Here is a 24,666-nt window from a genome sequence, read left to right as displayed (position 1 = left end):
CATCGCAGCCGCCTGAGACGCCTTGGCGCCTAGGCCGCGGCGAGGTCGATGCGAAAGCGCAGGCAGGGCTTGCTGCCGAACTGCGGCGGCTTGTCGAAGCGCTCGTGCAGCCGTCCGCCGGCGGCGAGGATCACCTTCTGGGAGGCCAGGTTGTCGGGGTCGGTGGTGATCTCGACATAGGGCAGTGCGATCGCGCGCGCCTCTTCGAGCACGCGCACGAGCGCCGCACTGGCGTAGCCGCGCCGCTGCCGCCACGGGACGACGGCATAGCCGATGTGCCCGAGGCAGTAAGGCGGAAGCGCCACGGTGCCTTGCTGCCAGCGCAAACCGATGCTCCCTGCGAACGCGCCGTCCCACATCCAGCGCCGAAAGCCCGGCAGGCGGGGGACCACGGAGCCATCCGGCATCGCCACGGGCGGGCCCTTGGCCTGCCTGTCGTCAAGAGAGGCGAGAAAGGCCGCAGGGTCGGCTTCGATCAGCGCCAGCTCTTCGCGCGAAGCCGCTAGGCCCCGTTCGTTGTTCGGGGACCACCCGCGCCGCAGCGCTGCGGCGTAGCTGGGCAGGTACTGCGGCACCGGCACCACGAGCTGCATCATGCGTGCCATCCGCGCGCCGGGCGCCCTGCGGCAGACATGGCTGGTGCACACGGCACGGGCCTATGCCCCCGGGCCACGCCACTCCCGCACGTGGGGCGCGGGGTCGGCCCGCTCGGCGGGGCGCTGGCCGGTGTTCTGCGGCGTGCCCACGTAGACGAAGCCCAGCAGCCGCTCGTTGCCGGCCAGGCCGAGGCCGGCGTGCACGGTGGCGTCGTAGGCATTGGGGCCCGAGACCCAGAAGCAGCCGTAGCCTTGCAGGTGCAGCGCGTTGAGCAGGTTCATCGCAGCCGCGCCCGTGGCCACGGTCTGCTCGATCTCGGGCACCTTGGGGTGAGGCTGCACATGGGCGACCACGGCCACCAGCAGCGGCGCGACCAGGGCCTTGCGGCGAAAGCGCTCGGCATCGTCCGCGGGATCGCGCAGGCGCGCGGCCTGCACGAACAGGTCGCCCAGGCGCTCGCGCGCCGCACCGCGGATCAGCACGAAGCGCCAGGGGCGCAGCGCACCGTGGTCGGGCGCGCACATGGCGGCGGCGAAGGCGCGCTGCAGCTCGGTTTCGCTCGGGATGGGTTCGGCCAGGGGCCAGGGGGAATGGCGCGTCAGCAGCAGGTCCAGGGCGTGGGCCCGGGGGCTGTGTGTCGCGCCGGCAGTCGGCGCTGTGGCAAGGGTCATGCGGGCACTATAGATAGGAATTTCTCTCAACCAGGAAACGCACGGCAATGACCCTGCGCGCGCGCCTCGCGACAAGCGCCAGCGGACGGTGCCGGAGGCCGGCTGCCGCCGTCGGCCGTGCTGCGGCGGCCGGGGCTTGGCAAGCCGGACCGATCTCGCCACAATCGCGGCCTTTGGCGGCACCGCAAGGTCTGCCACACCCGGCCAGCGTCTCGACGCGAACCGGCGTGGGATCGGGAGAGTCCGCACCGCAGCAGCATGCCGCGGTCGGCGCCGAAGGAGCAACCGCCCCGGAATCTCTCAGGCACAAGGACCGGCCCCACGAACGAACTCTGAAGAGCGCCCGGCGGCATCGCCAACCGGGTGCACCGAAGGAGCAAGCGCAGCCCCTCCCCTGGGTGGCCTGCGTGAATCTCTCAGGTCCAGAACAGAGGGGGTGTCCGTTGCACGGTCGTGCAGCGGTCCAACTCCCTGGCGCGCTCTGGAATCTGACATGAACCCATCCCACATCGCCGTGGTCGGCGGCGGCATCACCGGTGTCACCACCGCCTACGCACTGGCGCGCCGCGGCTTTGCCGTGACGCTGTACGAGCGCCACCGCTATGCCGCGATGGAGACCTCGTTCGCCAACGGCGGCCAGCTGTCGGCCTCCAACGCCGAAGTCTGGAACCTGCCGGCCACCATGCTCAAGGGCCTCAAGTGGATGCTGCGCGCGGACGCGCCGCTGCTGGTCTCGCCCAAGCCGAGCTGGCACAAGCTTTCGTGGTTCGCCGAGTTCATCGCCGCGATGCCGCACTACGCACGCAACACGGTGGAGACCGCGCGGCTGGCCATCGCCGCGCGCGAGCACCTGTTCGATTGGGCCGAGGCCGAGGGCATCGCCTTCGACCACCAGCGCGAAGGCATCCTGCACATCTACCGCGACCAGGCCGGCTTCGACCACGCCGGCCGGGTGTCCAGGCTGCTGGCACAGGGCGGGCTGGAACGCCGCGCCGTGACGCCCGGCGAGATGCGCGCCATCGAGCCCACGCTGGCTGGCGACTACTACGGCGGCTGGTACACCGAGAGCGACAGCACCGGCGACATCCACCGCTTCACGGTCGGCCTGGCGCAGGCCGCGGCGCGGCGCGGCGTGCAGTGCCTGTACGAGCAGCAGGTCGAATCGGTGCTGAGCGATGCCGGCGGCGTGCGCATCACCGCCACCGGCCCCGACGGCCAGCGCCACACGCGCCAGCACGACGGCGTGGTGGTCTGCGCGGGCGTGGCCAGCCGCAGGTTCGCGGCCGCGCTGGGCGACCGCGTGAACATCTACCCGGTCAAGGGCTACTCCATCACCGTGCACCTGGACGACGAGGCCAGCCGCGCCGCCGCGCCGCAGGTGAGCCTGCTGGACGACGCCACCAAGCTGGTGACCAGCCGCCTGGGCCCGGACCGCTTCCGCGTGGCCGGCACGGCCGAGTTCAACGGCGAGAACCGCGACATCCGCGCCGACCGCATCCGTCCGCTGGTGGACTGGGTGCGCGAGTGCTTCCCGGGCGTGGACACCCGCCGCGTGACGCCCTGGGCCGGGCTGCGGCCGATGCTGCCCAACATGCTGCCGCGCGTGGGGCGTGGGCGGTCGGCCAACGTGTTCTACAACACCGGACACGGCCACCTGGGCTGGACGCTGTCGGCCGTGACGGCGGACATGGTGGCGGGCACGGTGGCCACGGCCTTCGGTGGCGCCGGGTGGGCGGTGCCGCACGGCCCGCTGGGCGCTGCCGCCTGAGGTACGGCGCCGCGGCGAGGCTGGGCCTGGGGCCAGGCGCCGGTCGTCACTACACTTGCGCGCATGCACGCCGCCATCGCCCAGCACCGCCCCGGGATCTCGGCCATTTGCCAACGCTACCGCATCCGCCGCCTGGAGGTATTCGGCTCGGCCGCGCGCGCTGGCGACTTCGATCTGGCGGGCAGCGACGTGGATTTCCTGGTCGAGTTCGCCCCCGACGCGCAGGCCGACCTGCAGTCCTTCTTCGGCGCGAAGTCTGCCCTGGAGCAGTTGCTCGGCCGCGAGGTCGACCTCGTCGAGCCGGCCGCCGTGCGCAACCCGTACGTGTTGGCCGGCATCAATGCGCACCGTGAGACCGTCTATGCAGCGTGACCCGCGCGCTTTCCTGTGGGATGCGCGGGAGGCGGCGCTGGAACATCGCGCAGCGCGCGTTGCCGGGCCTGTTGACCACCCTGCAGGCCCTGTTCGACGAACTGGCATAGGCTGGGGCGGCACCGCCGCCCGTGGTCCGGCGCCCTGCCGGTGGCGGGCGCCCGGCACGCTCAGCGCAGGTCGATCCGCACCAGGCTCTCGCGCGCATCCTTGCGATAAGCAGGATGCTTCTCGCCACGCGGCGCCTTGACCGAGACGTACAGCGTGTTGCCGTCCGGCGTGAGGGCCAGGCTGTTCGGGTGCACCGGCAGGTCGATGCTGCGCTTGACGGCGTAGCCGGCGCCGTCGATCACGGTCAGCGCACCCGTGCCCTCGGGCTTCTCGCGCGAGACGCCGCGGTTGGTGGCGTAGATCTCATTGCGCTGCGGGTTGTAGGCCACGTCCAGTGCGCCGGTACCCAGCGGGACGGTCGCCAACGGCTTGCCGCTGGCGATGTCGAACACGTAGAGCTGGTTGGTGTTGGAGTCGACACTGAACAGGCGCTGGCCCTTGGCGTCCAGCGCCAGGTTGATGAAGAAGTGCTTCGAATCCTGCGCGGTGTTGCCCTTGGAATCGCCGGTGGAGAAGCGGCGAACGACCTGCCCCGCATCGGGGTCGATGGCCAGGATCTCGTGCACGCCGCCCTGGCTCACGTAGAGCCGGTTGGCTGCTGCGTCGTAGGCGGCGCCGGCCGTCCAGATGCCTTCGCTGCGGATGGTGTGCGTGAGCTGGCCCTTGGCGCCGTCGACGATCCAGACCACACCCGGCTGGCCGGGGCTGGTGACGAACACGCGGTTGTGCTTCTCGTCCACGATCACCTTGCGCGTGTGCGGCATGCTGTCCTTGCCGTCGGCCTTTTTCTCGGCCACGCCGAGCTGGATCTGGCCCTTGACGAGGCCGCTGGCAGCATCCACCACGGTCAGCGAGCCGTCCAGCGTGTTGCCCACGTACAGGGTATTGGTCACCGTGTTCAGGCCCAGCGCGAACGCGCGGCGCGGCAGCTGCACGGTCTGCAGCGGCTGCAGGGTGCGGGCATCGAGCCGGTGAACGTAGCCGGGCGAAGCCGCGTCGAACGAGGGCGCGGTCGCCACGAACACCGTGCCGGCCGCGGGGGCAACAGCGACCTCGTAGATGCCCTGGAACAGATCCTGGCGCAGCACGGGGGCCGCGCTGACGGCCGCCGCGCCGGTGCCCGCGGCGTGCAGGGACGGGCCGCTCTGGCAAGCCACCAGCGCCAGCGCGGCGGCCATGGTGGCGCCCAGGCGCCAGGCGCGCCGATGGACAGGACCGGTGACAGGACAGATTCGCATGCGAGACATCAAGACATTTCCTTGGGAAGAGGGGCCATCGCCGGTGCGCCATGGCGGCTGCACCTTCGGGCTCCGAAGCCGGCGCTGTGCGCCGGATGGGTGGAAGCGGCGGTGGGCATGCCGACCATTCGGTGCGCATGGGGCATGGGCCTGCCAGGCTGCAGCATAACGCCAAATGAAATCGATTCTTATTTGCCAACGCCGCCCAAGCGTCTCGATCGGTTGCGCCAAGCCGGTGCGCGCCAGTGCATGCTGCACCAGCTTGAATGGGGCGTAGGCACTGCAATTTCTGCCATGCATCCGCCTGTGCTCTGGAGATTCTCCTTGTGCGATGGCGCAGAGCTTGCTATGCCAGTCCAGCGTATGCACTGGAAGTCGGCACCCTTGCCGCTCTGATGCAGCGTGCCCTGCCCTTCACCCTGGAGTAAGCCATGCGAAGCCTGCGCAATGCCACGATGCCCGCCGGTGCCGTCCTGTTGACCCTTGCCCTGACGGGCTGCGGCGGCAGCGACGGAGATCCGGAACCGATCGCGATGACGCTGGAGCAGTTCCAGGCGGCCTGCGCCGCGCTCGACGGAACGGCCGTCACGGGCGGCGCGGTGAGCGAGTCCACGTTCACGGCTGCGTCCGATGGCCCCGTCACCGCAAGCTCGGTGCCGCAGCACTGCTTGCTGCGCGGTGCGATGAACCAGCGCACCGGCATCGACGGCAAGCCCTATGCGCTGGGCTTCGAGATGAGCCTGCCGTTCGGCTGGAACAAGCGCTTCTACTACCAGGGCGGGTCGGGTGTCGACGGCACCTTGTTCCGCGCCTTGGGTGCCTACACCGGCGGTGGCAACACGCGCAACGCATTGCTCGACGGCTACGCCGTGGTCACCACCGACTCCGGCCACCGGGCCGAGGCGGGGGTGGCCAACGGCGCCTTCCTGTTCGGCGCCGATCCGCAGGCACGCGACGAGTACGGGGACCAGCAGTTGCCCCAGGTGACGGCCGCGGCCAAGGCGCTGATCCGCAAGTTCTACGGCATCGTGCCGGTGCGCTCGTACTTCGTCGGCTGCTCCAACGGCGGCCGCCAGGCCATGATCGCGGCCCAGCGTTACCCCGACCTGTTCGACGGCATCGTCGCGGCGGCGCCGGGTTTCCGGCTCACGCAGGCATCGATCCAGGGCTCCGTCTACCAGGCGCAGATCGCAGCAGCCATCGCCCCAGCAGGCGCCGATGGGCGGCCCGACATCACCAAGCCGCTGACGGCCGACGACCAGGCCGTGGTGCGCCAGCGCATTCTCGGCGCCTGTGATGCGCTGGACGGCGCCACCGACGGCATGGTCAGCCGCATGAGCGCCTGCAAGCCCGATCCACTGGCCTGGGCCTGCCAGCCGGGTGAGAGCGGCAACTGCCTGTCCGCCGAGAAGGCCGACTACGTGAAGAAGCTGTTCGACGGTGCCAGGACATCCGCGGGCGCGCAGATCTATGCGCCCTGGCCGTTCGACCCCGGCATGGCGGCGCAGTCGGGCAATCCGTTCTACACGATCTTCGCGGGCGAGGCCTCGCACATCTACACCACGCCGCTGACGATCACGGCCGACCTGCTGGGCTACGGGCTGGGCGCCAGCGTGGACGCCGAGTTCGCCAAGCTCAGCGCGACCAACGCCACCTTCACGCGCTCGGGCAACGACTTCACCAACGCCGAGTCGCCGGACATGGACCGGTTCCGCGCGCGCGGCGGCAAGCTCATCGTCTTCAACGGAGCGGCCGACCTGGCGTTCTCCATCCATGACGTCGAGAGCTACTACAACAAGGTGCAGGCGCGCTACGGCGTCGACCAGGCCGCTGGCTTCGCGCGGGCCTTCTTCGTGGCGGGCATGGGGCATTGCTCTGGCGGCAGCTACGGCACCGACCAGTTCGACGCCGTGGGCGCGCTGGTGGACTGGGTGGAAAAGGGCACGGCGCCCGACGTGATGGTGTCCACGGCGCGGGCCGCCGCCGGTGTCGCCTGGCCCGGCCGCACCCGCCCCTTGTGTGCCTATCCCAAGGAAGCCATCTACAAGGGCTCCGGCAGCATCGAGGACGCCGCCAACTTCAGCTGCCAATAGCGCGCACAGGCGCATCCCCTGCATGCCCCGCACGCCCCCTGCCCCGTCGCACGACCCGCGCAACGACTATGCCGTCACCGAGCAGGTGGGGCACCTGCTGCGGCGGGCCTACCAGCGGCATGTGGCGCTGTTCCAGGCGGAGATCCCGGACTCGCAACTGACAGCGGCGCAGTTCGTGACGCTGTGTGCGGTGCGGGACATGGGGGGCTGCTCGCTCAACGATGTCGTCAAGCGCACGGCCATCGACCAGGCCACGGTGCGCGGCGTGGTGGAGCGGCTGGCGGCACGCGGCCTGCTCACCGTGTCGGCGCACCAGCGCGATGGACGCAAGCGCGAACTGGCGCTGACGGACGCTGGGGCCGAACTCGTGGCGGCCACCGTGCCGTTCGCCCAGCGCGTCACCGAGCGCACATTCGGCGACTTCAATCCCGCGGAGCGGCTGGCGCTGGCCTACCTGCTGCAGCGCATGGCCGACATGCCCTGAAACGGCAGGCCGCTCAGCGGAGCCGGGCTCAGCGGCCGACCATGTTCGCGGCCACCACCCACTGGTCGAACTGCTCGCCCGTCACGTGGCCCGAGGCGATGGCGGCCTCGCGCAGGCTCAGGCCTTCCTTGTGGCCCTTCTTGGCGATGTAGGCGGCCTTGTCGTAGCCGATGTGCGGGTTCAGCGCGGTGACCAGCATCAGCGACTGCTCGACCAGGTGGGCGATGCGCTCGAGGTTGGGCTCGATGCCGACCGCGCAGTTGTTGTTGAAGCTGACCATGCCGTCGGCCAACAGGCGCACGCTCTGCAGGAAGTTGTGCGCCACCACCGGGCGGAACACGTTGAGCTCGAAGTTGCCCGATGCGCCGCCGATGTTGATGGCCACGTCGTTGCCGAACACCTGGGCCGCGAGCATGGTCACGGCCTCGCTCTGCGTCGGGTTGACCTTGCCCGGCATGATGGACGAGCCGGGTTCGTTCTCGGGGATGCTCAGTTCGCCGATGCCGCTGCGCGGGCCGCTGGCCAGCCAGCGCACGTCGTTGGCGATCTTGGTCAGGCTGGCGGCCAGCGTCTTCAGCGCGCCGTGTGCGTGCACCAGGCCGTCCTGCGAGGCCAGCGATTCGAACTTGTTGGGGGCCGTGACGAACGGCAGGCCGGTGATGGCGGCGATCTCCTGCGCCACGCCCTCGGCATAGCCCTTGGGCGCGTTCAGGCCGGTGCCCACGGCGGTGCCGCCCAGCGCCAGTTCGTAAAGATGCGGCAGCGCGGCCTGCACGTGTTTTTTGCCGTGCTCGAGCTGCGCGACCCAGCCCGAGATCTCCTGGCCCAGCGTGAGCGGTGTGGCGTCCTGCAGGTGCGTGCGGCCGATCTTGACGATGTGGTCGAACGCCTTGGCCTTGGCATCCAGGGTGGTCTTGAGCAGGTCGATGGCCGGCAGCAGCTTGTTGGTCAGCGCGTCGACCGCGGCCACGTGCGATGCGGTGGGGAACACGTCGTTGGACGACTGGCTCTTGTTCACGTCGTCGTTGGGGTGCACCAGGCGGCCTTCGCCGCGCTCGCCGCCCAGCAGCTCGCTGGCGCGGTTGGCAATCACCTCGTTGAGGTTCATGTTGGTCTGCGTGCCCGAGCCGGTCTGCCAGACCACCAGCGGGAATTCATCGGGGTGCCTGCCCTCGATGACCTCCTGCGCGGCGGCGACGATGGCCTCCTTCTTCTTCGCGTCGAGCAGTCCCAGCGCGTGGTTGACCGTGGCCGAGGCCCGCTTGACCTGGGCCAGCGCGCGGATGATCTCGCGCGGCTGGCGCTCGCCGGAGATGTCGAAGTTCTGCAGCGAGCGCTGCGTCTGCGCGCCCCACAGCTTGTCGGAGGGCACTTCGATGGGGCCGAAGGTGTCGCGTTCAGTACGGGTGGTCATGGTGAGAGCCTTAACAAACAAGAGCAATTCTCATCTTAACGCGCACAGCTGCGCAGGGCACTCCGGCCCCGGCCCGGCATTCGACCCCGCGCCGAGCCCGGGAGGCACCGTTTGGGATAATTCCGCCCGCCTCCTACAACGATCCCACGACATGACCACGACCATCAAGCAGGCGGACCTGATCGAATCGATCGCCGCCGCGCTGCAGTACATCAGCTACTACCACCCCACCGACTACATCGCCCACCTGGCACGCGCCTACGCGCGCGAACAGAGCGCGGCGGCCAAGGACGCCATCGCGCAGATCCTGACCAACAGCAAGATGAGCGCCACCGGCCAGCGGCCGATCTGCCAGGACACCGGCATCGTCAACGTGTTCCTCAAGGTGGGCATGGACGTGCGCTGGGAAGGCTTCACGGGCAGCCTGGACGACGCCATCAACGAAGGTGTGCGCCGCGGCTACAACCATCCCGACAACACGCTGCGCGCGTCCGTGGTGGCCGACCCGCACTTCGACCGCAAGAACACCAAGGACAACACGCCGGCCGTGATCTTCACCGAGCTGGTGCCGGGCAACACGCTGGACATCACCGTCGCGGCCAAGGGCGGCGGCAGCGAGAACAAGAGCAAGATGGCCATGCTGAACCCCGGCGACTCCATCGTCGACTGGGTGCTCAAGACGGTGCCGACCATGGGCGCGGGCTGGTGCCCGCCCGGCATGCTGGGCATCGGCATCGGCGGCACGGCCGAGAAGTCGGTGCTGATGGCCAAGGAGTCGCTGATGGACGACCTGGACATGTACGAGCTGCAGGCCAAGAAGGCCTCAGGCGCCGAACTCAGCAAGGTCGAGGCGCTGCGCATCGAGCTGTACGAGAAGGTCAACGCGCTGGGCATCGGCGCCCAGGGCCTGGGTGGCCTGACCACCGTGCTGGACGTCAAGATCAAGATGTACCCCACGCACGCGGCCAGCAAGCCGGTGGCCATGATCCCCAACTGCGCGGCCACGCGCCATGCGCACTTCGTGATGGATGGCTCGGGCCCGGTCTACCTCGATCCGCCCTCGCTCGACCTGTGGCCCGACGTGGCCTGGTCGCCCGACTACAACAAGAGCAGACGAGTCGACCTGAACACGCTGACGCGCGAAGAAGTCGCCAGCTGGAAGCCCGGCGACACACTGCTCTTGAACGGCAAGATGCTGACCGGCCGCGACGCCGCCCACAAGCGCATCAAGGACATGCTGGCCAAGGGCGAGAAGCTGCCGGTGGACTTCACCAACCGCGTCATCTACTACGTGGGTCCGGTCGACCCGGTGCGCGACGAAGCCGTGGGCCCTGCCGGCCCGACCACCGCCACGCGCATGGACGGCTTCACCGAGATGATGCTGGCAGAGACCGGCCTGATCTCCATGATCGGCAAGTCCGAGCGCGGCCCGGTGGCCATCGAGGCCATCAAGAAGCACAAGAGCGCCTACCTGATGGCCGTGGGGGGAGCAGCCTACCTGGTCAGCAAGGCCATCAAGACCGCCAAGGTGGTGGGCTTCGCGGACCTGGGCATGGAAGCCATCTACGAGTTCGACGTGGTCGACATGCCCGTGACCGTGGCGGTGGACGCCCAGGGCATCAGCGTGCACAACACCGGCCCGGCGGAATGGTCCAAGCGCATCGCCACCGACGAATTCAAGGGCATCGAGCTAGCCTCCGCCTGATGGAGAGCGCCGCGCCGGGCTGCCCCAAGCAAGCTCGCTCCCCCTCGGGGGGCAGCGAACCTCGCGCAGCGGGGAGCGTGGGGGCCATATCCTCCATGCCGATGGGCGACCCCAGACCCATCGGCGTGTTCGACAGCGGCACGGGCGGGCTGTCGGTGCTGCGCGCGCTGCATGCGGCGCTGCCGCACGAGGACTTCGTCTACGCCGACGACAGCGGCTTCGCGCCATATGGCGAGCGCGATGCCGGCTTCGTGCAGCAGCGCACGCATGCCGTCACGGCGGCGCTGCAGGCGCGCGGCGTCAAGGCGCTCGTGATCGCCTGCAACACGGCGACGGCCGCCGCGGCCGAGGCGGTGCGCGCCGAATGGCCTGCCCTGCCCATCGTGGGCGTGGAGCCGGCACTCAAGCCGGCCGTGGCGGCCAGCCACACGCGCCGCATCGGCGTGATCGCCACGCGCGGCACATTGGCCAGTGCGCGCTTCGCGGCACTGCAGGCGGCGGTGGCCGGCGACGTGACCTGCGTGGTGCAGCCCTGCGACGGCCTGGCCGCGGCGATCGACGCCTCGGTGCACCAGCGCGACGAACCCGATGCCGTGCAGCCGCTCGCGGCGCACTACCTCGCGCAGATGGGCTCTTTCGGCACCGGGCCCGGCGAGATCGACACACTGGTGCTGGGCTGCACCCACTACGTGCTGATCGCGCCGCTGCTGCAGGCGCTGGTCGGCCCCTGGGTGCGGCTGGTGGCCACGGGCGAAGCCGTGGCGCGGCAGACCGTGCGCCGGCTTGGCCAGGAGGGTCTGGCGCGCCGCGCGCGGCTCGGCGAGCTGAGCCTGCTCAGCAGCGGCCCGACCGCCCAACTCGACCGTGCCGCTCGGCATTGGCTCGCGCGCCTGCACGTGCCCAACGCCTGTGGGACCATGGGCATGACCATCTGCGCCACGAGGCTGCCATGTCCCATGAGAACTCCCCTGCCCCACTCGCCGGCTGCATCGCCGTCGTGACGGGCGCCAGCCGCGGCGCGGGCCGCGGCATCGCCCTGGAACTCGGCGCCGCGGGCGCCACCGTGGTCGTGACCGGGCGCAGCACGCGCGGCCAGGCCGCGCCGGGCTACGACGGCATCCTCGCGCTCTCGGGCCAGAGCCAGCTGCCCGGCGACATCGACAGCACAGCCGAGGCCGTGACCGCCGCCGGTGGCCGCGGCATCGCGATCGCCTGCGACCATGGCGACGAAGCGCAGGTGCAGGCCTTGTTCGAGCGCGTGCTCGGTGAACATGGCCGCATCGATCTGCTGGTCAACAACGCCTGGGGCGGGCACCAGAGCTTCGACGGCGTGTTCGACGCGCCGTTCTGGCAGCACCCGCTCGCGCATTGGGACAGCATGCTGCAGCACGGCGTGCGCCACCACCTGCTGGCCAGCCGCGAGGCGGCGCCGGCCATGGTGGCGCAGGGCCGCGGCCTGATCGTGACCACCACCTTCCACGACCGCGGCCACTACCTGCGCGGCAACCTGTACTACGACCTGGCCAAGGCCGCGATGACGCGGCTGGCCCTCGGCATGGCCGAGGAGTTGCGGCCGCACGGCGTGGCGTCGATCGCGCTGTCGCCGGGCTGGATGCGCACCGAGTTCGTGCTGCAGGGCCACCGCACCGACGAGGCGCACTGGACGGAGCGGCCGGAACTCACGCGGACCGAATCGCCGCGCTACCTCGGCCGGGCCGTCGCCGCGCTGGCGGCCGACCCGCAGGTGCTGGACTGGAGCGGCCAGGTGCTGCTGGTGGCCGACCTGGCGCAGCGCTACGGCTTCACCGATGTGGATGGCCGGCAGCCGCCGGCCTTCACGCTCGACGCGCCGGCCGGGCGCTGAGCTTCAGACCGTGGCAGGTGCCACGGCCACGCCCTGCGCCTGCGCGGCCTGCTCCTGTGCCGCCAGCGCGCGCAGGTGGCCTGGCCGCTGGCGCAGCCGCTCCCAGTAGGCCTGCACGCTGGCCGGGTACTGGCCCGACAGGCCCACGAGTTCACCCAGCATCAGCGCATAGCCGACCGAGATGTCGGCGGCCGTGAAGCGGTCGGCCGCCAGGAAGGACTGGTGCTCCAGCCGCGCGCCGATCGCCCGCAGCCGCGCCAGGAACCAGCGGCCGTAGTCCTCGGCCACCTGGGGCTGGCGCCGCTCCGGTGGCTCGAAGCGGCCATAGCGCAGCACCAGGGTCTGCGGAAAGGTCAGCGTGGCCTCGCCGTGGTGCAGCCAGTTCAGGTAGTGGGCATGGTCGCGCTCGCCGCGGCCCACCCACAGGCCCAGGCGGTTGTCCGGGTCCTGCGTCTCCGCGAGGTACTGGCACATGGCGGCCGACTCGGTCATGGTCTGGTCGCCGTCTTCGAGGAAGGGCACGGTGCCCAGCACGTTGATGTCCAGGTAGCTGCGCTGCAGTGCGCGCGGCGGGAACGGCAGCATCTTGAGCGCGTACGGCACCTGCAGTTCTTCGAGCGTCCACAGGGGCCGGAACGAGCGTGCGCTCACGCAGTGGTAGAGGGTGGGCATGGCTGCGAAGGATAGCGTTGGCGTTGCAGGATTCTTGCGTCATTGCGCTGCCCGCGCTGTCGCGCGCAGGATATCGGCGTTGTGCAGGCGCCGGGGGCGGTGTGCTCTTGCGCAGCGGCGCGTGGCGCAGTGCAATGGGTGCGACAGGCCGCATCCGGCGGACCGGGAGACGACATGCAAGCACGGCAAGACACCCAGGCCAGGCACGGGCTGGCCGCTGGCGAAGCCGGCCGGCCCGCGCGCGCGGACTGGACCATCGCGCAGGACTGGGCGCAGTACACGGCCGCGGAACACGCCGTCTGGAAGACGCTGTTCGAACGCCAGAGCCGGCTGCTGCCCGGCCGCGCTTGCGATGCCTTCGTGCAGGGCATGCGCGAGCTGCCCATCGGCCCCGAGCAGATCCCCGACTTCGACCGCCTCTCCGAGATCCTGCACGCCCGCACGGGTTGGCAGGTGGTGGCCGTGCCGGGCCTGGTGCCCGACGAAGTGTTCTTCGAGCACCTGGCCAACCGGCGCTTTCCGGCCGGCCACTTCATTCGCAAACCGCACGAGCTGGACTACCTGGAAGAGCCCGACGTGTTCCACGACGTGTTCGGCCACGTGCCCATGCTCATGAATCCCGCGATCGCCGACTACATCCAGGCCTACGGCGTGGGCGGCCTGCGGGCGCAGCAGCTCGGCGTGCTCGACAAGCTGGCGCGCGTGTACTGGTACACGGTGGAGTTCGGCCTCGTGCAGCAGGCCGATGGCCTGCGCATCTACGGCGCGGGCATCGCCTCCTCGTACACCGAGACGGTGTTCGCGCTCGACGACCCCTCTCCCAACCGCATCGCCTTCGACCTCGAACGCGTGATGCGCACGCACTACCGCATCGACGATTTCCAGGAGAGCTACTTCGTGATCGACGACCTGGCGCAACTGCTGGAGCTGGCCCGCATCGACTTCGCGCCGTTGTACGCGCGCACCGAAGGCCAGCCCGAGCATGCGCCGGGCAGCGTGCTGGCCAGCGACCGCGTTCTCGTGCGTGGCACCGGGGCCTATCACGCGGGGAAGAGAGCCAACAACTTGGTATAGAATCGTGGGCTTTTGGCGCGATAGCAAAGCGGTTATGCAACGGATTGCAAATCCGTCTAGCCCGGTTCGACTCCGGGTCGCGCCTCCAGAGATTTCTTGAAGACCAGCAGCCCCTGCAGCCCTGTGCTCCAGGGGCTGTTTCGTGTCGGCAGGCATGCTTTGCCGATGCGCCCCGATGGTGAAACTGGCAGACACAGCGGACCACTAGCGGGTTCATATGTGGCGAACACTTGAAATGCGTTGTATATCAATAGTCTAGCGATCTCCGATGTGTCGTTGTTCTTGACGATTGCACCGACAGATCGCCCTGACAGCGCGCCTTGCACGACAGTCAAGCAAGCTTCATCCAGACGTCGCTGCTTTTGTTCCGCTGTTAACAGGCCTTCCAAAGCCTAAATTGGCCACCTGGCAACTCCGGGCAGACGGCTGCGGTGGTGCGTTTTCAGCTTGTTGCTCTGCAAAAGCCGGCCAATTCTCGGTCTGCTTCACGGACTATGCGGCCCTCCGATCAGCGCGGACTACCGCAGGCAATTCTTCAAGCCGGACCCAGCAATCCGGCCAAATTGCGAATCACCGCGTGCACTCCAACCCGCATCGGTCGCCTGATCCTGCAACTTGCAGATCTTGCGTTTGAGTGCTGCCGTAAGCAGAACTAGAATACCTGAAATTGCACCCAATAAGATTCGTTTCAAGCTTGGTTTTGGTTCCCATCAAGGAGGTTTCAGATGCTCGTTCAGGAACATCGGTCGTTGCCGGACGGCCAGCGTGCACGGCAAGCGGATACGCATCCCTTTCATGTCGCGGGAAGAGTCCGGCTGTGGCTGCTTGAACGTCGAGAACCCAGTTCGGTATGCATACAGGTGACCACCAGTGAGCTCCAGTTGCATGACACGCTGCGTCGCGAAGGCAAGCAGGTCACGAGTTGCTGGCTCGTGCAGCAGAGAGGATCGATTGACAACGACCTTGTGGTTTGTCGAATCAGCCATGTTTGGCGGGGTCTAGGAAGCGATTTAGGAAAACTCGTGTTCGACGGGGACTTCTGTCATGGAGAAGATTTGATCGCGAGAAAATCTGTGCTGATCTGGAGCAGCGAGCGAAACGACCGAAATACCAAGTCGATTTTCCTTGGGCAAGCAACGGACGACGGCGTGATGGCCAATGCCGCGCGCCTGAGCCTCGAGCAGCTGCGGCACCGCTACCCTTACATGTTCGACAGCGATTCTGAAGCTACCTTGGACTTCTTCAAAGGATGGTTACCTGACTTTGCACGCGCATGCGCCGCCATTGATCGATTGCTCGGAGCCGAGAAGCGTCAATTTCGCTGGATCCATGCAGGCGAGGAGCTCGGTGGCGCTCGATACGTCTTCGAAATGGACGGCGCCCCAATGGAAGCTTACGAAGACTTGCGCCACCAGAATCTCGACGAACGTTGTGGAACAGGCGACGCAACCGTAGACGCTATTCGTGGTGTTGTCCGAGATGTTATGGCCGAGAGTGAAGAAGCCTGCATGCTCTGTGGAAATCGTGGCCGTCTCAGCGGCCTCTTCGGCGCGGTGATGTGCTTGTGCGACGCCCATCGACGCATCGAAATTGCGAAAGACGTCTGGGAAATCTCTCGTTTAAACTGAGTTCACGACGTGGGCGAAAAATGAGGCTTTGCATTTTCCTGCCGTCACCGGCCTTGCGTCATGCGGACCCGACGGAACGGCTAAGTCATGGAAATCTGCATTGCTGAACCGACATTTTTTATGTAGATTGCGTTTGATCGGATGGTTCAGCAAGGAGGGTGGCTACAATAGCCCAGCTAGATGGTGTATTGGCAAGAGAGATTATGATCTGACTGTCACATCGCCTTCAGATTCTCTCGCAACCGATTCCCACCGTTATGACCGAACAGAATCCAGAGTATTCATTAACTGACTGCCTGGCTGATGAGGCGCATTGGACTAAAAACGAGAACGAGAGAGTGGAGAGTGAAATTTCTTCTCTTCCGGGGCGCGCCTATGTTGCGGAGCGCCTGCAGCAGCTTTACCTCTTTGAGGAGCCTAGCGACCTTCAGATACGGGCTGCACAACTCTTTTTCATTCGACGGTCCATCACGACTCAGAGGGCGTCGCTGTGGTGTTGCGACGGCAAGGGTTCGGCTGAGCGAATGCTTTTAGGGGATGCGGCACAGCCATTCTCGAAGTACGTGGTTCTCGGCGAATGCCACGCGTCTGACGACGCCGAATTGATAGCGCTGTGCCTGCGTTCCCCAATTGGCGGAACAAGGCGGACGATAAGGGTACTGAGCGTCCAATCTGGCGCTCTGCATGTGGATGTGGTGCAGGCAGGCGGTCCTACCGTCGCTTGGGCTCCGGACGGAACCGGCTTCTACTACATCTGCGATCCGAACTACGTGGACTCGCTCTTGAATTTTCCCGTGTTGACCAAAGCGGCAGTTTGTTTTCATCGGTTGGGATCTTCGCAGCACTGCGACAACATTGTTTTCACCAAGCAGGATGATTATCAATACGCTGTCGACCGCCGAGAAAACGGACGCTTCCTCACCATTCGGTTTTCTCGCTACGGTGTCCACAACTGCTGCGGGCTTGCGTTGAAGAATCTAAACGATCCAAACGACGTTGCGCGCGAATTCATCCGTGAGTCCTTGTCCGACTGGACGATCGTCGGAGAAATTGGACCGCGGGTCTACGCATTGACGACGAACGGCGCTTCACAAGGGAGAATCGTCTCAATCGACGTTGAAGAACCGAATCGAAGATTGGTCCGAACGATTCCGGCAGGCGCTCCAACGGAGCCCATGACATGCGCCGTGATGCTACGCGACTGGGTGCTTGTAACATACGCGGTAAAAGGATTCACGGTCCTCCGCCGCTTCCATTCGAATGGAGAACCGGCTGGGGACATTTCACTTCCCAGTTGTGGAAACGTGCTGGAACTCGTAGCTGGCGAGCGCACAAATGAGGCAATTCTCCTCTTCACGTCATACGGAGTTCCCCCGACCCTGCTGTGTATCAATGCCTCGCTCGGATCAGTCGATGTCCGCGTGCCGCCATTACGTAATCTTAATCTACCTGTAATTGCGGTAGAGCACGTCCCTAGATCTAAGGCAAGCGGGGGCATCGTCCTTTTGCGAAGCAATGAGACGAAGGGGCCGGCTCCTACACTGATGTGCATGAGAATGGCGTGCGACGATCCATCACCCGCCTACGATGCGCCGATGGCGCTCTGGCTTGCTCAGGGCGGCCAGATTGCACTTGTAAGTCCTCGAGTAGACTTTGAACGGCAGAAATCGTGGAAGAGGATGCTGCCGAGAACAAGGCGGCGCAGGATTAAAGCGGCCTTCGTCGCCGCTGCCGAATTTATGAGACGCGGGTCACTGGCGTCTTCCGTCGCGGTGCAGTGCGACCCTGGCCATTGGAGCGTCCTAGCCGAGATGGCATATTCCGGCGGCGCTCGCTTAGATGCTGTCCTGCTCGGGCAAGGTATTGGTGAACTCTCGGCTTCTTACACAAGGCGTACCGCAAGCTCCATAGATGCTCGAAAAAGGCGACCCGCGGCGGTGGAGGAAGACGATCTCTATGCAATAGAACCGGACTCCGCCGACAAAGCCGAGCGCTTAAACATTCATCCACCGACGCTTCTCACCACTTCGAGTTTCGGACCCATCGCACCGGCCCAGGCCTTTACGTACATCAATGCGTTGCGATCAGAAGGAGGACCGGTTCGGCCAAAGCTCTTTCAATGCGACGGCGGCCAGCCCACCAATCCTCTGGAGACCATCCAGCGGCAAGCAAATATCTTCTCCTTTGCTGCTTGGTGGAGCGAGCTGCCACTGCCGACTTGACCGAAATCGGTCACGCAAAAGCTGACGCGTTGCAGTTCGGCTTCCGGAACACGCCGGAGCGCCCTGCGCGCTCTATCCCCTTCGTGTGGTGAGAGCGAGTGCGCATTGCAAGAATCCGCCGAGCATGCCCACCGATCAGGACGCCAAGGACGATTTTGCACCTCTCGGCAGGTTGCCGTCCTCGAATTGCCGGACCTGCAGGCGCTCAACATCCTCCGCAACTTGCTCGAAGGCGAGGCGCAGGGCATCAGAAGTCGCAGTCGGGCAATAGGCAAGCGCAAGCAACGTCAAAGGGTGAACGCCGAACTCCGCGGCAAGGGCATCCACCTTGGTCAGCGTGGGAACTTTTATCCCTCTCTCGATAGCGCTTACGTACGTGCGCCCCGACGTGCGATCCTGAGGCACCTTGCTGGCGACCCGAACTGTCCTCAACGCTCTGCCGAAGGAATGATGGGAAAGAAGTGTTTCGCGCTTTCTAGACACCCGCTGATTGGGACATTTCGAATCCAATCGAACTACACCCTATAAGATGCTAAATCTCACATGCAGGGATGGGGAGGACTTGGCCACTATGTGAGCTTGTGCAGCGGCTCGCTGGGGCGGCGCAGTGCCAGCCGGTCGTGCCCGTATAGGACTACACAGATGATCGTCAACCATGCCCCGCGGCCCTCCTCCACAGACCCATGGAGCATGGCATGTCTCACGATCAATAGGCTGCGGATCACCTCGCAAGCGAAGCCGTGATCCGACCAGACCGAGCTTCCGAACCTGACGCACAGACCGAGCGTCTTGAGTGGGCGCGTGAGGGTCGGCTCATCATGTCGAAACAGTTGGGCAGGGCTTGGGGCTTGAGCAGCGCAGCGCTCGCAAAGGCTTGCGAGCGCCAGGTGCTGTTCCGACTGAAGGTCGGAAAGTTCTGGCTCTATCCTGCTGTGTTCCTACGCCTTTCGCCGGACAAGGTGCACCGAATCAATCGGGTGCTCAAGGGCAATGACACCGTTGGCAAGTTCATCTTTTGGCACCGCACCCACGAAGGGCTTGGTGGGCGGGACGTGAGCCAAGCACTACGGGACGGAATGTTCGATCGCGTACTTGAGTTGGCATCGGGGTGGTCGGAAGAACGAGGACTGGACCTATGACTATCAATGGTGCAGAGCTCGTTCGACAACTGCTTTGACGGCAACAATGCGCTTGGTTAGCGGACGCGGCCTGGGGTCGTCCGACCTATCTTCCTGGGGAGTTGGTCGATGACCGGAGATGTTGTTGCCGCCGTGCTCCGCGTCCTGTTCGACCCGAGGCGCTGGACACGCGCTGTCGCTTTCGCCGAGTTCCATCGATCAAAGCGGTCGTCAATCTCAAGGCTCATGCGAGCATGGTTTGCGAATCAGTAGCGGTTGATGCGAACAAGCTGATGTCGACAGACCGGACGTGTAGAACGGCGCCAATTCGAAGGAAGACCATTGAAGATCCCGCTTAGGAATGCCTGCCCGACCTACGTCTTCGCATCAAGCGCTTTCCGCTCCCGAGGAGCAGGGCTTGCGCACAGGAATTTCCGGCAGCGCGCATGGAACAAATTTGGCGCCGATCATCCGTCCCGTGACACGTGAACCATCTTCTGCTTCCTGAACCAGAAGTCGCGGATTGTCTGGATGCGCCGAGTAAGCGAAGATGCCCGGTCGGGTGAACACGCTGGACCGAGGTAGGCCAGGACGGCTCAGCGCACGCCCTAATTTTGGAAGCAACACGCGCGCAGACTCCGAGGCGGGCGTCTTTCGGGGTGCTGGCTCAGGTCCGGTGCGCACCAGTGCGAGGCCATCGCCCACCATTGCAATCAATGTGCCTTTCACTGACCGTTTGGAAACCATGGTTGCTCCTTTCATGCAGGGTCGCACGCGTTGCCTAAGACTGCGCAAGCATGCACCAAAAAAAGTCTGCGTCTGCTTGCGGGGGCCACCGTGCGAGATGCGTTGCAGACCGCGCACGTCTGTAGACGGTCAACCTCGACGACAGTGGCCCAGCACGGCCGATGCATGAGGCACTATGGGTTCCGCGCAGGGGGTCTTCGAGATGCCTTGCACGGGCGACATCGCATTCTCGCCACCGACCCCTCCCGTCAACACGTCGTGCGGTTTGGCCTCCTGCGGTCATGCCGCATGCCCCATTCTCTGCGTGATCGCGCATGCCAGTGGTGCCCGGCGCCCTCGCCGTAGCGCCGGTTCAGCTGCCCAAGGCGGCCATCAAGCGGCGTAAGTTGGGCCCTCACGTTTCGCCCAGCTCGAGCTCACGAAAACATCTTGCAGGAAGGGGTGAAAGTCCTTTCAATCACTGCCTTCAATGCCGCCCATTTCGCAAGCCTTCGCGCTCTACAGCCATCCTTCGGAGATGGAGCCGCTGCTGCCTGGCGAGCACCGGTTGCCACCGCTTCTTGAGCAAGCCCAAGAGCTGATCCGCAGCGCCGGCCGCCTCGCTGGCATGTGCCCACCCGGGGCCTTGCTGGGTCTGCGCGGACAGCTGCGGGCCATGCACTCGTACTACAGCAACAAGATCGAGGGCGAACACGCTTCGCCGGCCGAGATCGAGCAGGCCCTGCGCAACGACTACGCCAGCGATGCCGACATTGCGCGCCGTCAGCGGCTCGCCCTGGCGCACATGGCCACCGAAACCAGCATAGAACGTCAGGCGTCGCAATGGGACTGGGCCACGGTCTGGTCGCCACGGACGTTGCAAGGCATCCACCAAGATCTGTTTGCGCGCATGCCTCTGGACAACCGACGCTCCGAGCAGGAAGAGCCGGTAGCCCCAGGGGAACTGCGCACGCAGCAGGTCGGCGTGGGCCGGCACGCTGCCCCCGATGCCGTCAAGTTGCCGGACTTCCTTGAGCGCTGGAGCCGGCTCTATGGCGGCACGCATCACGGCGAACGACGTGTGCTCGCAGCGATGGCATCGCACCAGCGGCTTGCGTGGATTCATCCGTTCCGCGATGGCAATGGCCGCGTAGCTCGTCTGCACACGCATCTGCTGCTCGCCCAGCTGGGCTTGACGAATGGCATTTGGTCCGCCACGCGCGGTTTTGCGCGCAGCCAGGACGCGTACTACGCCCACCTGGCCGAAGCCGACGAAGCCCGTGCCGGCGATCTCGACGGCCGCGGTAGCCGCACCGAACGCGGCCTGGAAAACTGGATCAGCTATGCGCTGCAACTGTGCCTGGACGAGGTGCAGTTCATGTCCGGTCTGTTGGCGGTGGACGGCATGAAAGAGCGCCTTGCAGCCTGCTTGGCTCATGAGGAGCAGGTCGTGCGCCAAGGTGTAGGAAGCCAGGCCTTGGGCGCGCTGCATCACCTGTTCGTCACCCAAAGCGAACTGGATCGCTCCCACTTCGAGTCCATCCTAGGCCTTGACGACCGGCTGGCAACGACCCAGATCCGCGCGCTGCTCAAGCGCGGCCTGCTAAACAGCGATTCGCGTGATGGCCCACTGCGCTTCGGAGTGCCGCAGCAGGCACTGCGCTTCTACTTCCCTCGGCTCTGGCCGGCGGCCGAGGCGCAGTAGCGCCCCAATGGCTTCGGCCGTGGCGAAGCAGCACCGCTGTGGGCTGCTGCGAACGCTTGCCCGCTTCGACAGTGCGCCCCCGGCGCATGGCCCGACATCCTGATGCCAGCCCCGCCTTCGCGACATGAACGACAAGGGCCGTGACGACGCCACAGTTCCAGGTTGCACCTGCGGACACCTGATGCGACGGACGACGACCTCGTCGCCGCAAGCCTTGCGCCGTGAGTATCAAAGAACGTACGGTGCGACCGGTTGGTCCAGGGCGCAGGCTTTCCAGTCCGTAGCCAAGCGCGGAGCTTGGAGTGAACTCCACAGCCCCACCAGACCCCGTCTCGCGTCGGCGCTTCCGTGGCGTGCGACCGCACTCAAAGCTTGCACACGTGGCGCGAATCCACGGACCGTCGTACGATTCCGTTCACTCGATGGCCTTCCAGATGTCGACTCAGCGTCCTCTCGCCTCCTATCTGCTCGACCCGTCGGGTTCCGTCATGGAAGCCTGCGAGGATACGGTTCCGACTCCAGCGGTCGCGATGCCGATGACCAACGGGATTGAAGTATCGGGAAGAGGTCCACGCTTGCGGTGCGACAACACACGCTTGTTAATCTTTAGCGCCATGAGCATTCCTCAGCAGAGGACGCGCGCGAAGTGCCACGGGTGCGGCGCGGTGTACTGGGCGGCTTCGAAGAAAGACATCGAGAGCGAAGCTGCAAGCTTGGCACGTTGGCAGCGCTTCGAAAGCTGCTACCGGTGCAACGCCCCAAGGGCCGGGTTCGTGCGGGCTGAGCCACGCGAGGATCGGCTCGCGGCGACCCTGAAGCCCATCGTCCTTCAACGCGAGCCATCCTGAGCCATGGCCCCTGTTCTGTACTGCGGCGACCCTCATGGTTCGTTCGACCACATCGTCGAAGCGGCACTGCGAACGGACGCTTCTGCTGTCGTGCTGCTCGGGGACCTGGAGCCGAGGCGACCCTTGCACGAGGAACTTCAACGGATACGTGACCGTATATGGTGGATTCCCGGCAACCACGACGCCGACTCCGACGACCTTTGGATCCGTGTTTGGGGCAGCGCCCTCGCCGATCGAAACGTGCAAGGCCGGGTCGTGACGCTGCCGAACGGGACGCGGCTAGCTGGGCTCGGCGGGATTTTTCGGGAGGCTGTCTGGCATCCCTCACCAGGTGCGGCTCGTGGCGGCAGACCTGCGTTCCGTTCGCGCGATGAGCATGCTGTGTCAACGCCGCCATCTGAACGCTGGCGCGACGGTCATGCGCGCAAGCATTGGGGCACGATCTACCCGGACGAGGTGGATCGCTTGGCCGAACTGCACGCCGATGTTCTCGTCACGCACGAGGCCCCGGGCTATCACCCGCACGGGTTCGACCTTCTGGACACGCTTGCGCAGTCGATGCGCGTGCGTGCGCTCGTACATGGTCACCATCACGACCGCTTGGATTCCGGTTCGCGCTGGACGTCGCAAGGATTCGCATCCATCGGCGTCGGATTCCGGGGCATCTCCGCGGTCTCTATTGCACTTGACCTTGTGCGAGTCGAAATGGTGCGTAAAGGTGACCTCGACGATCAACGCGCCCGCCGCTAGGGGTTCCAACTCGCAACGCCGTGCACCGAACGTACTGCATGCTGCGGCAGACGATGACCCAGGTATAAGGGTCCTTAACCGACGAGCGTGACGGCGACGGGCTCCTTTGCGCCCTCTGCTGTCGGTCGCCTTGCTGACCTGAGCGGCCGCAGTGCAGCGGTTGCAGTCGGTCGCGCCGATCAACAAATCAGGCAACAGGCGGCCAAAGCAGACGTTGGCGAATGTCCGCATACATGGTGGCCGACGAGCTCAGCCTCTGCAAGGCGGAGTTGCCTCCCCTGGTATCCTGTCCTCATGCGCGCCATCTTTGGCCTCTTTCTTGTCTTGCTGTTCGCGGTTCATACTGCGTACGCGGCAAGCCCACGGCAGCCTGACTGCTGCGAGGTGACGTGCGGGGATGTCCACTGCGTGCCTGCTGGCTGCGTTTGTCAGCCGGTAAGCCCTCTTGCCTCCATGACTGAGCACCTCGGGCATGTTTCCGACGCTGTGACGGTGACACCCCTATTTGTGAACTTGGGAACAAGGATCGAAGACATCTGGCGACCGCCTTGGGCGCGGGCTTGATCAATGTTTCCCCTTCACTCAACCAAACGGATCGTTCATGAAAAAGCTACTTGCAATCTTCGCCCTTACGTTGGCCTCCACTGCAGTTTTCGCTGCGCAGCCCTGCTGCGATGGTGGCGACTGCTGCGACGAGGTCACGATGCCCTGCTGCGAATAAGCAGCGCGGTAGCCAGCTAGCCTGGCAATCCTGAAAGGCTGGCACCTCGGTGCCGGCCTTTTTTGTGTCTGGGCCACTGCGCCGAGACTGAAGCGGGCGAGCTCCGCGGCTTCAGCCGCGCGGCGTGCCGTTATTTTTGGGCTTCGCGCCGTGCGCGTGGCCGCCATGGCCGCGGTGCATGAAGACGTGCATCAGCGGGCAAGCGGCCAAGATGGCAAACGGCAGCAGCGCAAGAAAGTGGTCCCTGTGGGCGATCCACAGGTAGACGCTGGCGACCACCGCGATCAGGCTCGCGGCGATGCCGAAAGGCGTCTTCCAAAAAGAAGGGCGTGCGTGCTGTTGGTCCATGGGGGGCTCCTGGCCTAGCTACAGCATGAGCTGCGGACGGTTGTCGCTCCTTGATCAATCCCAACCGCAGGCGCCTTCTTCGGCCCGCAGCCGCACCCACAACCACGGGCTGCCTGTGGAGCCGCGGGGCGGGCGGATTCAGCCTGGACCTCCTCAGGCGTGTATCCAGCGTCGTGGATAGCTCCGACCAAGACCGCTGTTGCCACTTCGCCGTTTACATGGACGAGCTTGCGCGGAATGTCGACCTCCACGCGGGCTGACCTGTCGACCGAGGTGACTGCCTTGGTGATTGTGCTGGCGCAGTGCCCGCACGTCATGTCGTTGACTTTGAAGGTGACCATTGCTTTTCCAGTTCTGGTTGGGAAGGAGGTACTGTTGACCCTCTCATCATGTCAAGGTCAAGACTTATTTTCTGAAGATGGTGTTCAGGGCAGCAGACGGGAAGCTTGAACGCCTCGAAACAGGCGACAAGGTGCTGTCTATGGCCGCCCGAGATGATGAAACGCTCATCGTCACTGCCAACGAGCGCTGAAATAG

22 protein-coding genes, 1 tRNA gene and 1 riboswitch are annotated in these 24,666 nt (G+C 65.7%); of the genes, 14 read left to right on the top strand and 9 right to left on the bottom strand.

What is annotated here, in order from left to right; all coding sequences use genetic code 11:
- Positions 1–29: 29 nt before the first annotated feature.
- Together DES41_RS26665 and DES41_RS26660 are read right to left on the bottom strand one after the other, a co-directional pair.
- Positions 30–596, bottom strand: coding sequence for a GNAT family N-acetyltransferase (locus tag DES41_RS26665; protein ID WP_114470788.1), 567 nt, complete (start codon positions 594–596; stop codon positions 30–32).
- A 60-nt stretch (positions 597–656) separates the two neighbouring features.
- Positions 657–1,268, bottom strand: a complete 612-nt coding sequence (locus DES41_RS26660; RefSeq protein WP_114470636.1) for a nitroreductase family protein — start codon at positions 1,266–1,268, stop codon at positions 657–659.
- Positions 1,269–1,492: 224 nt separating this feature from the next.
- Positions 1,493–1,594: riboswitch (glycine riboswitch) on the top strand.
- Positions 1,595–1,761: 167 nt separating this feature from the next.
- Here DES41_RS26660 and DES41_RS26655 point away from each other — a divergent pair.
- On the top strand, positions 1,762–3,036 hold the full coding sequence (locus DES41_RS26655) for a D-amino acid dehydrogenase (RefSeq protein WP_114470635.1): 1,275 nt from the start codon (positions 1,762–1,764) through the stop codon (positions 3,034–3,036).
- A 63-nt stretch (positions 3,037–3,099) separates the two neighbouring features.
- Positions 3,100–3,408 carry a nucleotidyltransferase family protein gene (locus DES41_RS26650; protein WP_114470634.1) on the top strand — a complete coding sequence of 103 codons (309 nt, stop codon included), beginning with the start codon at positions 3,100–3,102 and terminating at the stop codon, positions 3,406–3,408.
- A gap of 170 nt (positions 3,409–3,578) precedes the next feature.
- On the opposite strand, the gene DES41_RS26645 is transcribed toward DES41_RS26650, so the two are convergent.
- Complete coding sequence (locus DES41_RS26645; protein WP_245965880.1) at positions 3,579–4,766, bottom strand: YncE family protein; 1,188 nt, start codon at positions 4,764–4,766, stop codon at positions 3,579–3,581.
- 422 nt (positions 4,767–5,188) lie between these two features.
- Here DES41_RS26645 and DES41_RS26640 point away from each other — a divergent pair, with 422 nt between their 5' ends.
- A complete protein-coding gene (locus tag DES41_RS26640; protein ID WP_114470632.1) occupies positions 5,189–6,850 on the top strand; it encodes a tannase/feruloyl esterase family alpha/beta hydrolase in 1,662 nt (553 codons plus the stop codon).
- Between the two features lie 22 nt (positions 6,851–6,872).
- A complete protein-coding gene (locus tag DES41_RS26635; protein WP_114470631.1) occupies positions 6,873–7,334 on the top strand; it encodes a MarR family winged helix-turn-helix transcriptional regulator in 462 nt (153 codons plus the stop codon).
- 28 nt (positions 7,335–7,362) lie between these two features.
- Here the strand turns inward: DES41_RS26635 and fumC are convergent, their stop codons facing one another.
- Positions 7,363–8,748 carry a class II fumarate hydratase gene (fumC, locus tag DES41_RS26630; RefSeq protein ID WP_114470630.1) on the bottom strand — a complete coding sequence of 462 codons (1,386 nt, stop codon included), beginning with the start codon at positions 8,746–8,748 and terminating at the stop codon, positions 7,363–7,365.
- A gap of 151 nt (positions 8,749–8,899) precedes the next feature.
- Between fumC and DES41_RS26625 the strand changes: the two genes are divergently transcribed.
- From DES41_RS26625 to DES41_RS26615, 3 genes are all read left to right on the top strand, one after another.
- Positions 8,900–10,453: a fumarate hydratase gene (locus tag DES41_RS26625; protein ID WP_114470629.1), complete on the top strand. Its 1,554-nt coding sequence runs from the start codon at positions 8,900–8,902 to the stop codon at positions 10,451–10,453.
- 101 nt (positions 10,454–10,554) lie between these two features.
- Entirely contained in the window at positions 10,555–11,454 is a 900-nt protein-coding gene (gene murI / locus DES41_RS26620) for a glutamate racemase (protein WP_114470628.1), read from the top strand.
- The gene (locus DES41_RS26615) at positions 11,403–12,317 is read left to right on the top strand and encodes an SDR family NAD(P)-dependent oxidoreductase (RefSeq protein WP_114470627.1); all 915 of its coding nucleotides are present in this window, start codon (positions 11,403–11,405) and stop codon (positions 12,315–12,317) included. The genes murI and DES41_RS26615 overlap by 52 nt, the downstream gene beginning before the upstream one ends.
- A gap of 3 nt (positions 12,318–12,320) precedes the next feature.
- On the opposite strand, the gene DES41_RS26610 is transcribed toward DES41_RS26615, so the two are convergent.
- A complete protein-coding gene (locus tag DES41_RS26610) occupies positions 12,321–12,989 on the bottom strand; it encodes a glutathione S-transferase family protein (RefSeq protein WP_114470626.1) in 669 nt (222 codons plus the stop codon).
- A 174-nt stretch (positions 12,990–13,163) separates the two neighbouring features.
- Here DES41_RS26610 and phhA point away from each other — a divergent pair, with 174 nt between their 5' ends.
- From phhA to DES41_RS26590, 4 genes are all read left to right on the top strand, one after another.
- The gene (gene phhA, locus DES41_RS26605) at positions 13,164–14,063 is read left to right on the top strand and encodes a phenylalanine 4-monooxygenase (protein WP_114470625.1); all 900 of its coding nucleotides are present in this window, start codon (positions 13,164–13,166) and stop codon (positions 14,061–14,063) included.
- A gap of 14 nt (positions 14,064–14,077) precedes the next feature.
- Positions 14,078–14,151, top strand: a tRNA-Cys gene (locus DES41_RS26600).
- A 637-nt stretch (positions 14,152–14,788) separates the two neighbouring features.
- Positions 14,789–15,691: a hypothetical protein gene (locus tag DES41_RS38010; protein WP_147282967.1), complete on the top strand. Its 903-nt coding sequence runs from the start codon at positions 14,789–14,791 to the stop codon at positions 15,689–15,691.
- A 257-nt stretch (positions 15,692–15,948) separates the two neighbouring features.
- Positions 15,949–17,913 carry a prolyl oligopeptidase family protein gene (locus tag DES41_RS26590; RefSeq protein WP_114470623.1) on the top strand — a complete coding sequence of 655 codons (1,965 nt, stop codon included), beginning with the start codon at positions 15,949–15,951 and terminating at the stop codon, positions 17,911–17,913.
- Between the two features lie 135 nt (positions 17,914–18,048).
- Here the strand turns inward: DES41_RS26590 and DES41_RS39325 are convergent, their stop codons facing one another.
- Complete coding sequence (locus DES41_RS39325; protein WP_281277232.1) at positions 18,049–18,318, bottom strand: helix-turn-helix domain-containing protein; 270 nt, start codon at positions 18,316–18,318, stop codon at positions 18,049–18,051.
- 413 nt (positions 18,319–18,731) lie between these two features.
- On the opposite strand from DES41_RS39325, the gene DES41_RS38005 reads away from it, so the two are divergent.
- Positions 18,732–19,052, top strand: a complete 321-nt coding sequence (locus tag DES41_RS38005) for a hypothetical protein (RefSeq protein WP_147282966.1) — start codon at positions 18,732–18,734, stop codon at positions 19,050–19,052.
- Positions 19,053–19,418: 366 nt separating this feature from the next.
- On the opposite strand, the gene DES41_RS38890 is transcribed toward DES41_RS38005, so the two are convergent.
- Positions 19,419–19,778: a hypothetical protein gene (locus tag DES41_RS38890; protein ID WP_211333085.1), complete on the bottom strand. Its 360-nt coding sequence runs from the start codon at positions 19,776–19,778 to the stop codon at positions 19,419–19,421.
- 469 nt (positions 19,779–20,247) lie between these two features.
- Here DES41_RS38890 and DES41_RS26580 point away from each other — a divergent pair, with 469 nt between their 5' ends.
- Positions 20,248–21,462, top strand: a complete 1,215-nt coding sequence (locus DES41_RS26580; protein ID WP_211333084.1) for a Fic family protein — start codon at positions 20,248–20,250, stop codon at positions 21,460–21,462.
- 851 nt (positions 21,463–22,313) lie between these two features.
- Positions 22,314–23,060 (top strand): metallophosphoesterase family protein, encoded by a 747-nt coding sequence (locus tag DES41_RS26575; RefSeq protein ID WP_114470621.1) that lies wholly within the window; start codon positions 22,314–22,316, stop codon positions 23,058–23,060.
- A gap of 832 nt (positions 23,061–23,892) precedes the next feature.
- Here DES41_RS26575 and DES41_RS26570 read toward each other — a convergent pair.
- Together DES41_RS26570 and DES41_RS39770 are read right to left on the bottom strand one after the other, a co-directional pair.
- The gene (locus DES41_RS26570) at positions 23,893–24,129 is read right to left on the bottom strand and encodes a DUF2933 domain-containing protein (RefSeq protein ID WP_114470620.1); all 237 of its coding nucleotides are present in this window, start codon (positions 24,127–24,129) and stop codon (positions 23,893–23,895) included.
- A 14-nt stretch (positions 24,130–24,143) separates the two neighbouring features.
- Positions 24,144–24,470 carry a cation transporter gene (locus tag DES41_RS39770; protein WP_114470619.1) on the bottom strand — a complete coding sequence of 109 codons (327 nt, stop codon included), beginning with the start codon at positions 24,468–24,470 and terminating at the stop codon, positions 24,144–24,146.
- Between the last annotated feature and the right edge of the window lie 196 nt (positions 24,471–24,666).

The sequence above is a fragment of the Pseudorhodoferax soli genome, assembly GCF_003337555.1.
Taxonomy (GTDB): Bacteria; Pseudomonadota; Gammaproteobacteria; order Burkholderiales; family Burkholderiaceae_C; genus Pseudorhodoferax; species Pseudorhodoferax soli.
This window is presented reverse-complemented; position numbering and strand designations above follow the sequence as displayed.

Bases quoted from the DNA above. Each gene is read 5' to 3' on its own strand.
- DES41_RS26665 (WP_114470788.1), bottom strand. From the start codon at position 596: ATGATGCAGCTCGTGGTGCCGGTGCCGCAGTACCTGCCCAGCTACGCC.
- DES41_RS26660 (WP_114470636.1), bottom strand. From the start codon at position 1,268: ATGACCCTTGCCACAGCGCCGACTGCCGGCGCGACACACAGCCCCCGG.
- DES41_RS26655 (WP_114470635.1), top strand. From the start codon at position 1,762: ATGAACCCATCCCACATCGCCGTGGTCGGCGGCGGCATCACCGGTGTC.
- DES41_RS26650 (WP_114470634.1), top strand. From the start codon at position 3,100: ATGCACGCCGCCATCGCCCAGCACCGCCCCGGGATCTCGGCCATTTGC.
- DES41_RS26645 (WP_245965880.1), bottom strand. From the start codon at position 4,766: ATGTCTCGCATGCGAATCTGTCCTGTCACCGGTCCTGTCCATCGGCGC.
- DES41_RS26640 (WP_114470632.1), top strand. From the start codon at position 5,189: ATGCGAAGCCTGCGCAATGCCACGATGCCCGCCGGTGCCGTCCTGTTG.
- DES41_RS26635 (WP_114470631.1), top strand. From the start codon at position 6,873: ATGCCCCGCACGCCCCCTGCCCCGTCGCACGACCCGCGCAACGACTAT.
- fumC (WP_114470630.1), bottom strand. From the start codon at position 8,748: ATGACCACCCGTACTGAACGCGACACCTTCGGCCCCATCGAAGTGCCC.
- DES41_RS26625 (WP_114470629.1), top strand. From the start codon at position 8,900: ATGACCACGACCATCAAGCAGGCGGACCTGATCGAATCGATCGCCGCC.
- murI (WP_114470628.1), top strand. From the start codon at position 10,555: ATGGGCGACCCCAGACCCATCGGCGTGTTCGACAGCGGCACGGGCGGG.
- DES41_RS26615 (WP_114470627.1), top strand. From the start codon at position 11,403: ATGTCCCATGAGAACTCCCCTGCCCCACTCGCCGGCTGCATCGCCGTC.
- DES41_RS26610 (WP_114470626.1), bottom strand. From the start codon at position 12,989: ATGCCCACCCTCTACCACTGCGTGAGCGCACGCTCGTTCCGGCCCCTG.
- phhA (WP_114470625.1), top strand. From the start codon at position 13,164: ATGCAAGCACGGCAAGACACCCAGGCCAGGCACGGGCTGGCCGCTGGC.
- DES41_RS38010 (WP_147282967.1), top strand. From the start codon at position 14,789: ATGCTCGTTCAGGAACATCGGTCGTTGCCGGACGGCCAGCGTGCACGG.
- DES41_RS26590 (WP_114470623.1), top strand. From the start codon at position 15,949: ATGACCGAACAGAATCCAGAGTATTCATTAACTGACTGCCTGGCTGAT.
- DES41_RS38005 (WP_147282966.1), top strand. From the start codon at position 18,732: ATGTCGAAACAGTTGGGCAGGGCTTGGGGCTTGAGCAGCGCAGCGCTC.
- DES41_RS38890 (WP_211333085.1), bottom strand. From the start codon at position 19,778: ATGGTTTCCAAACGGTCAGTGAAAGGCACATTGATTGCAATGGTGGGC.
- DES41_RS26580 (WP_211333084.1), top strand. From the start codon at position 20,248: ATGCCGCCCATTTCGCAAGCCTTCGCGCTCTACAGCCATCCTTCGGAG.
- DES41_RS26575 (WP_114470621.1), top strand. From the start codon at position 22,314: ATGGCCCCTGTTCTGTACTGCGGCGACCCTCATGGTTCGTTCGACCAC.
- DES41_RS26570 (WP_114470620.1), bottom strand. From the start codon at position 24,129: ATGGACCAACAGCACGCACGCCCTTCTTTTTGGAAGACGCCTTTCGGC.
- DES41_RS39770 (WP_114470619.1), bottom strand. From the start codon at position 24,470: ATGGTCACCTTCAAAGTCAACGACATGACGTGCGGGCACTGCGCCAGC.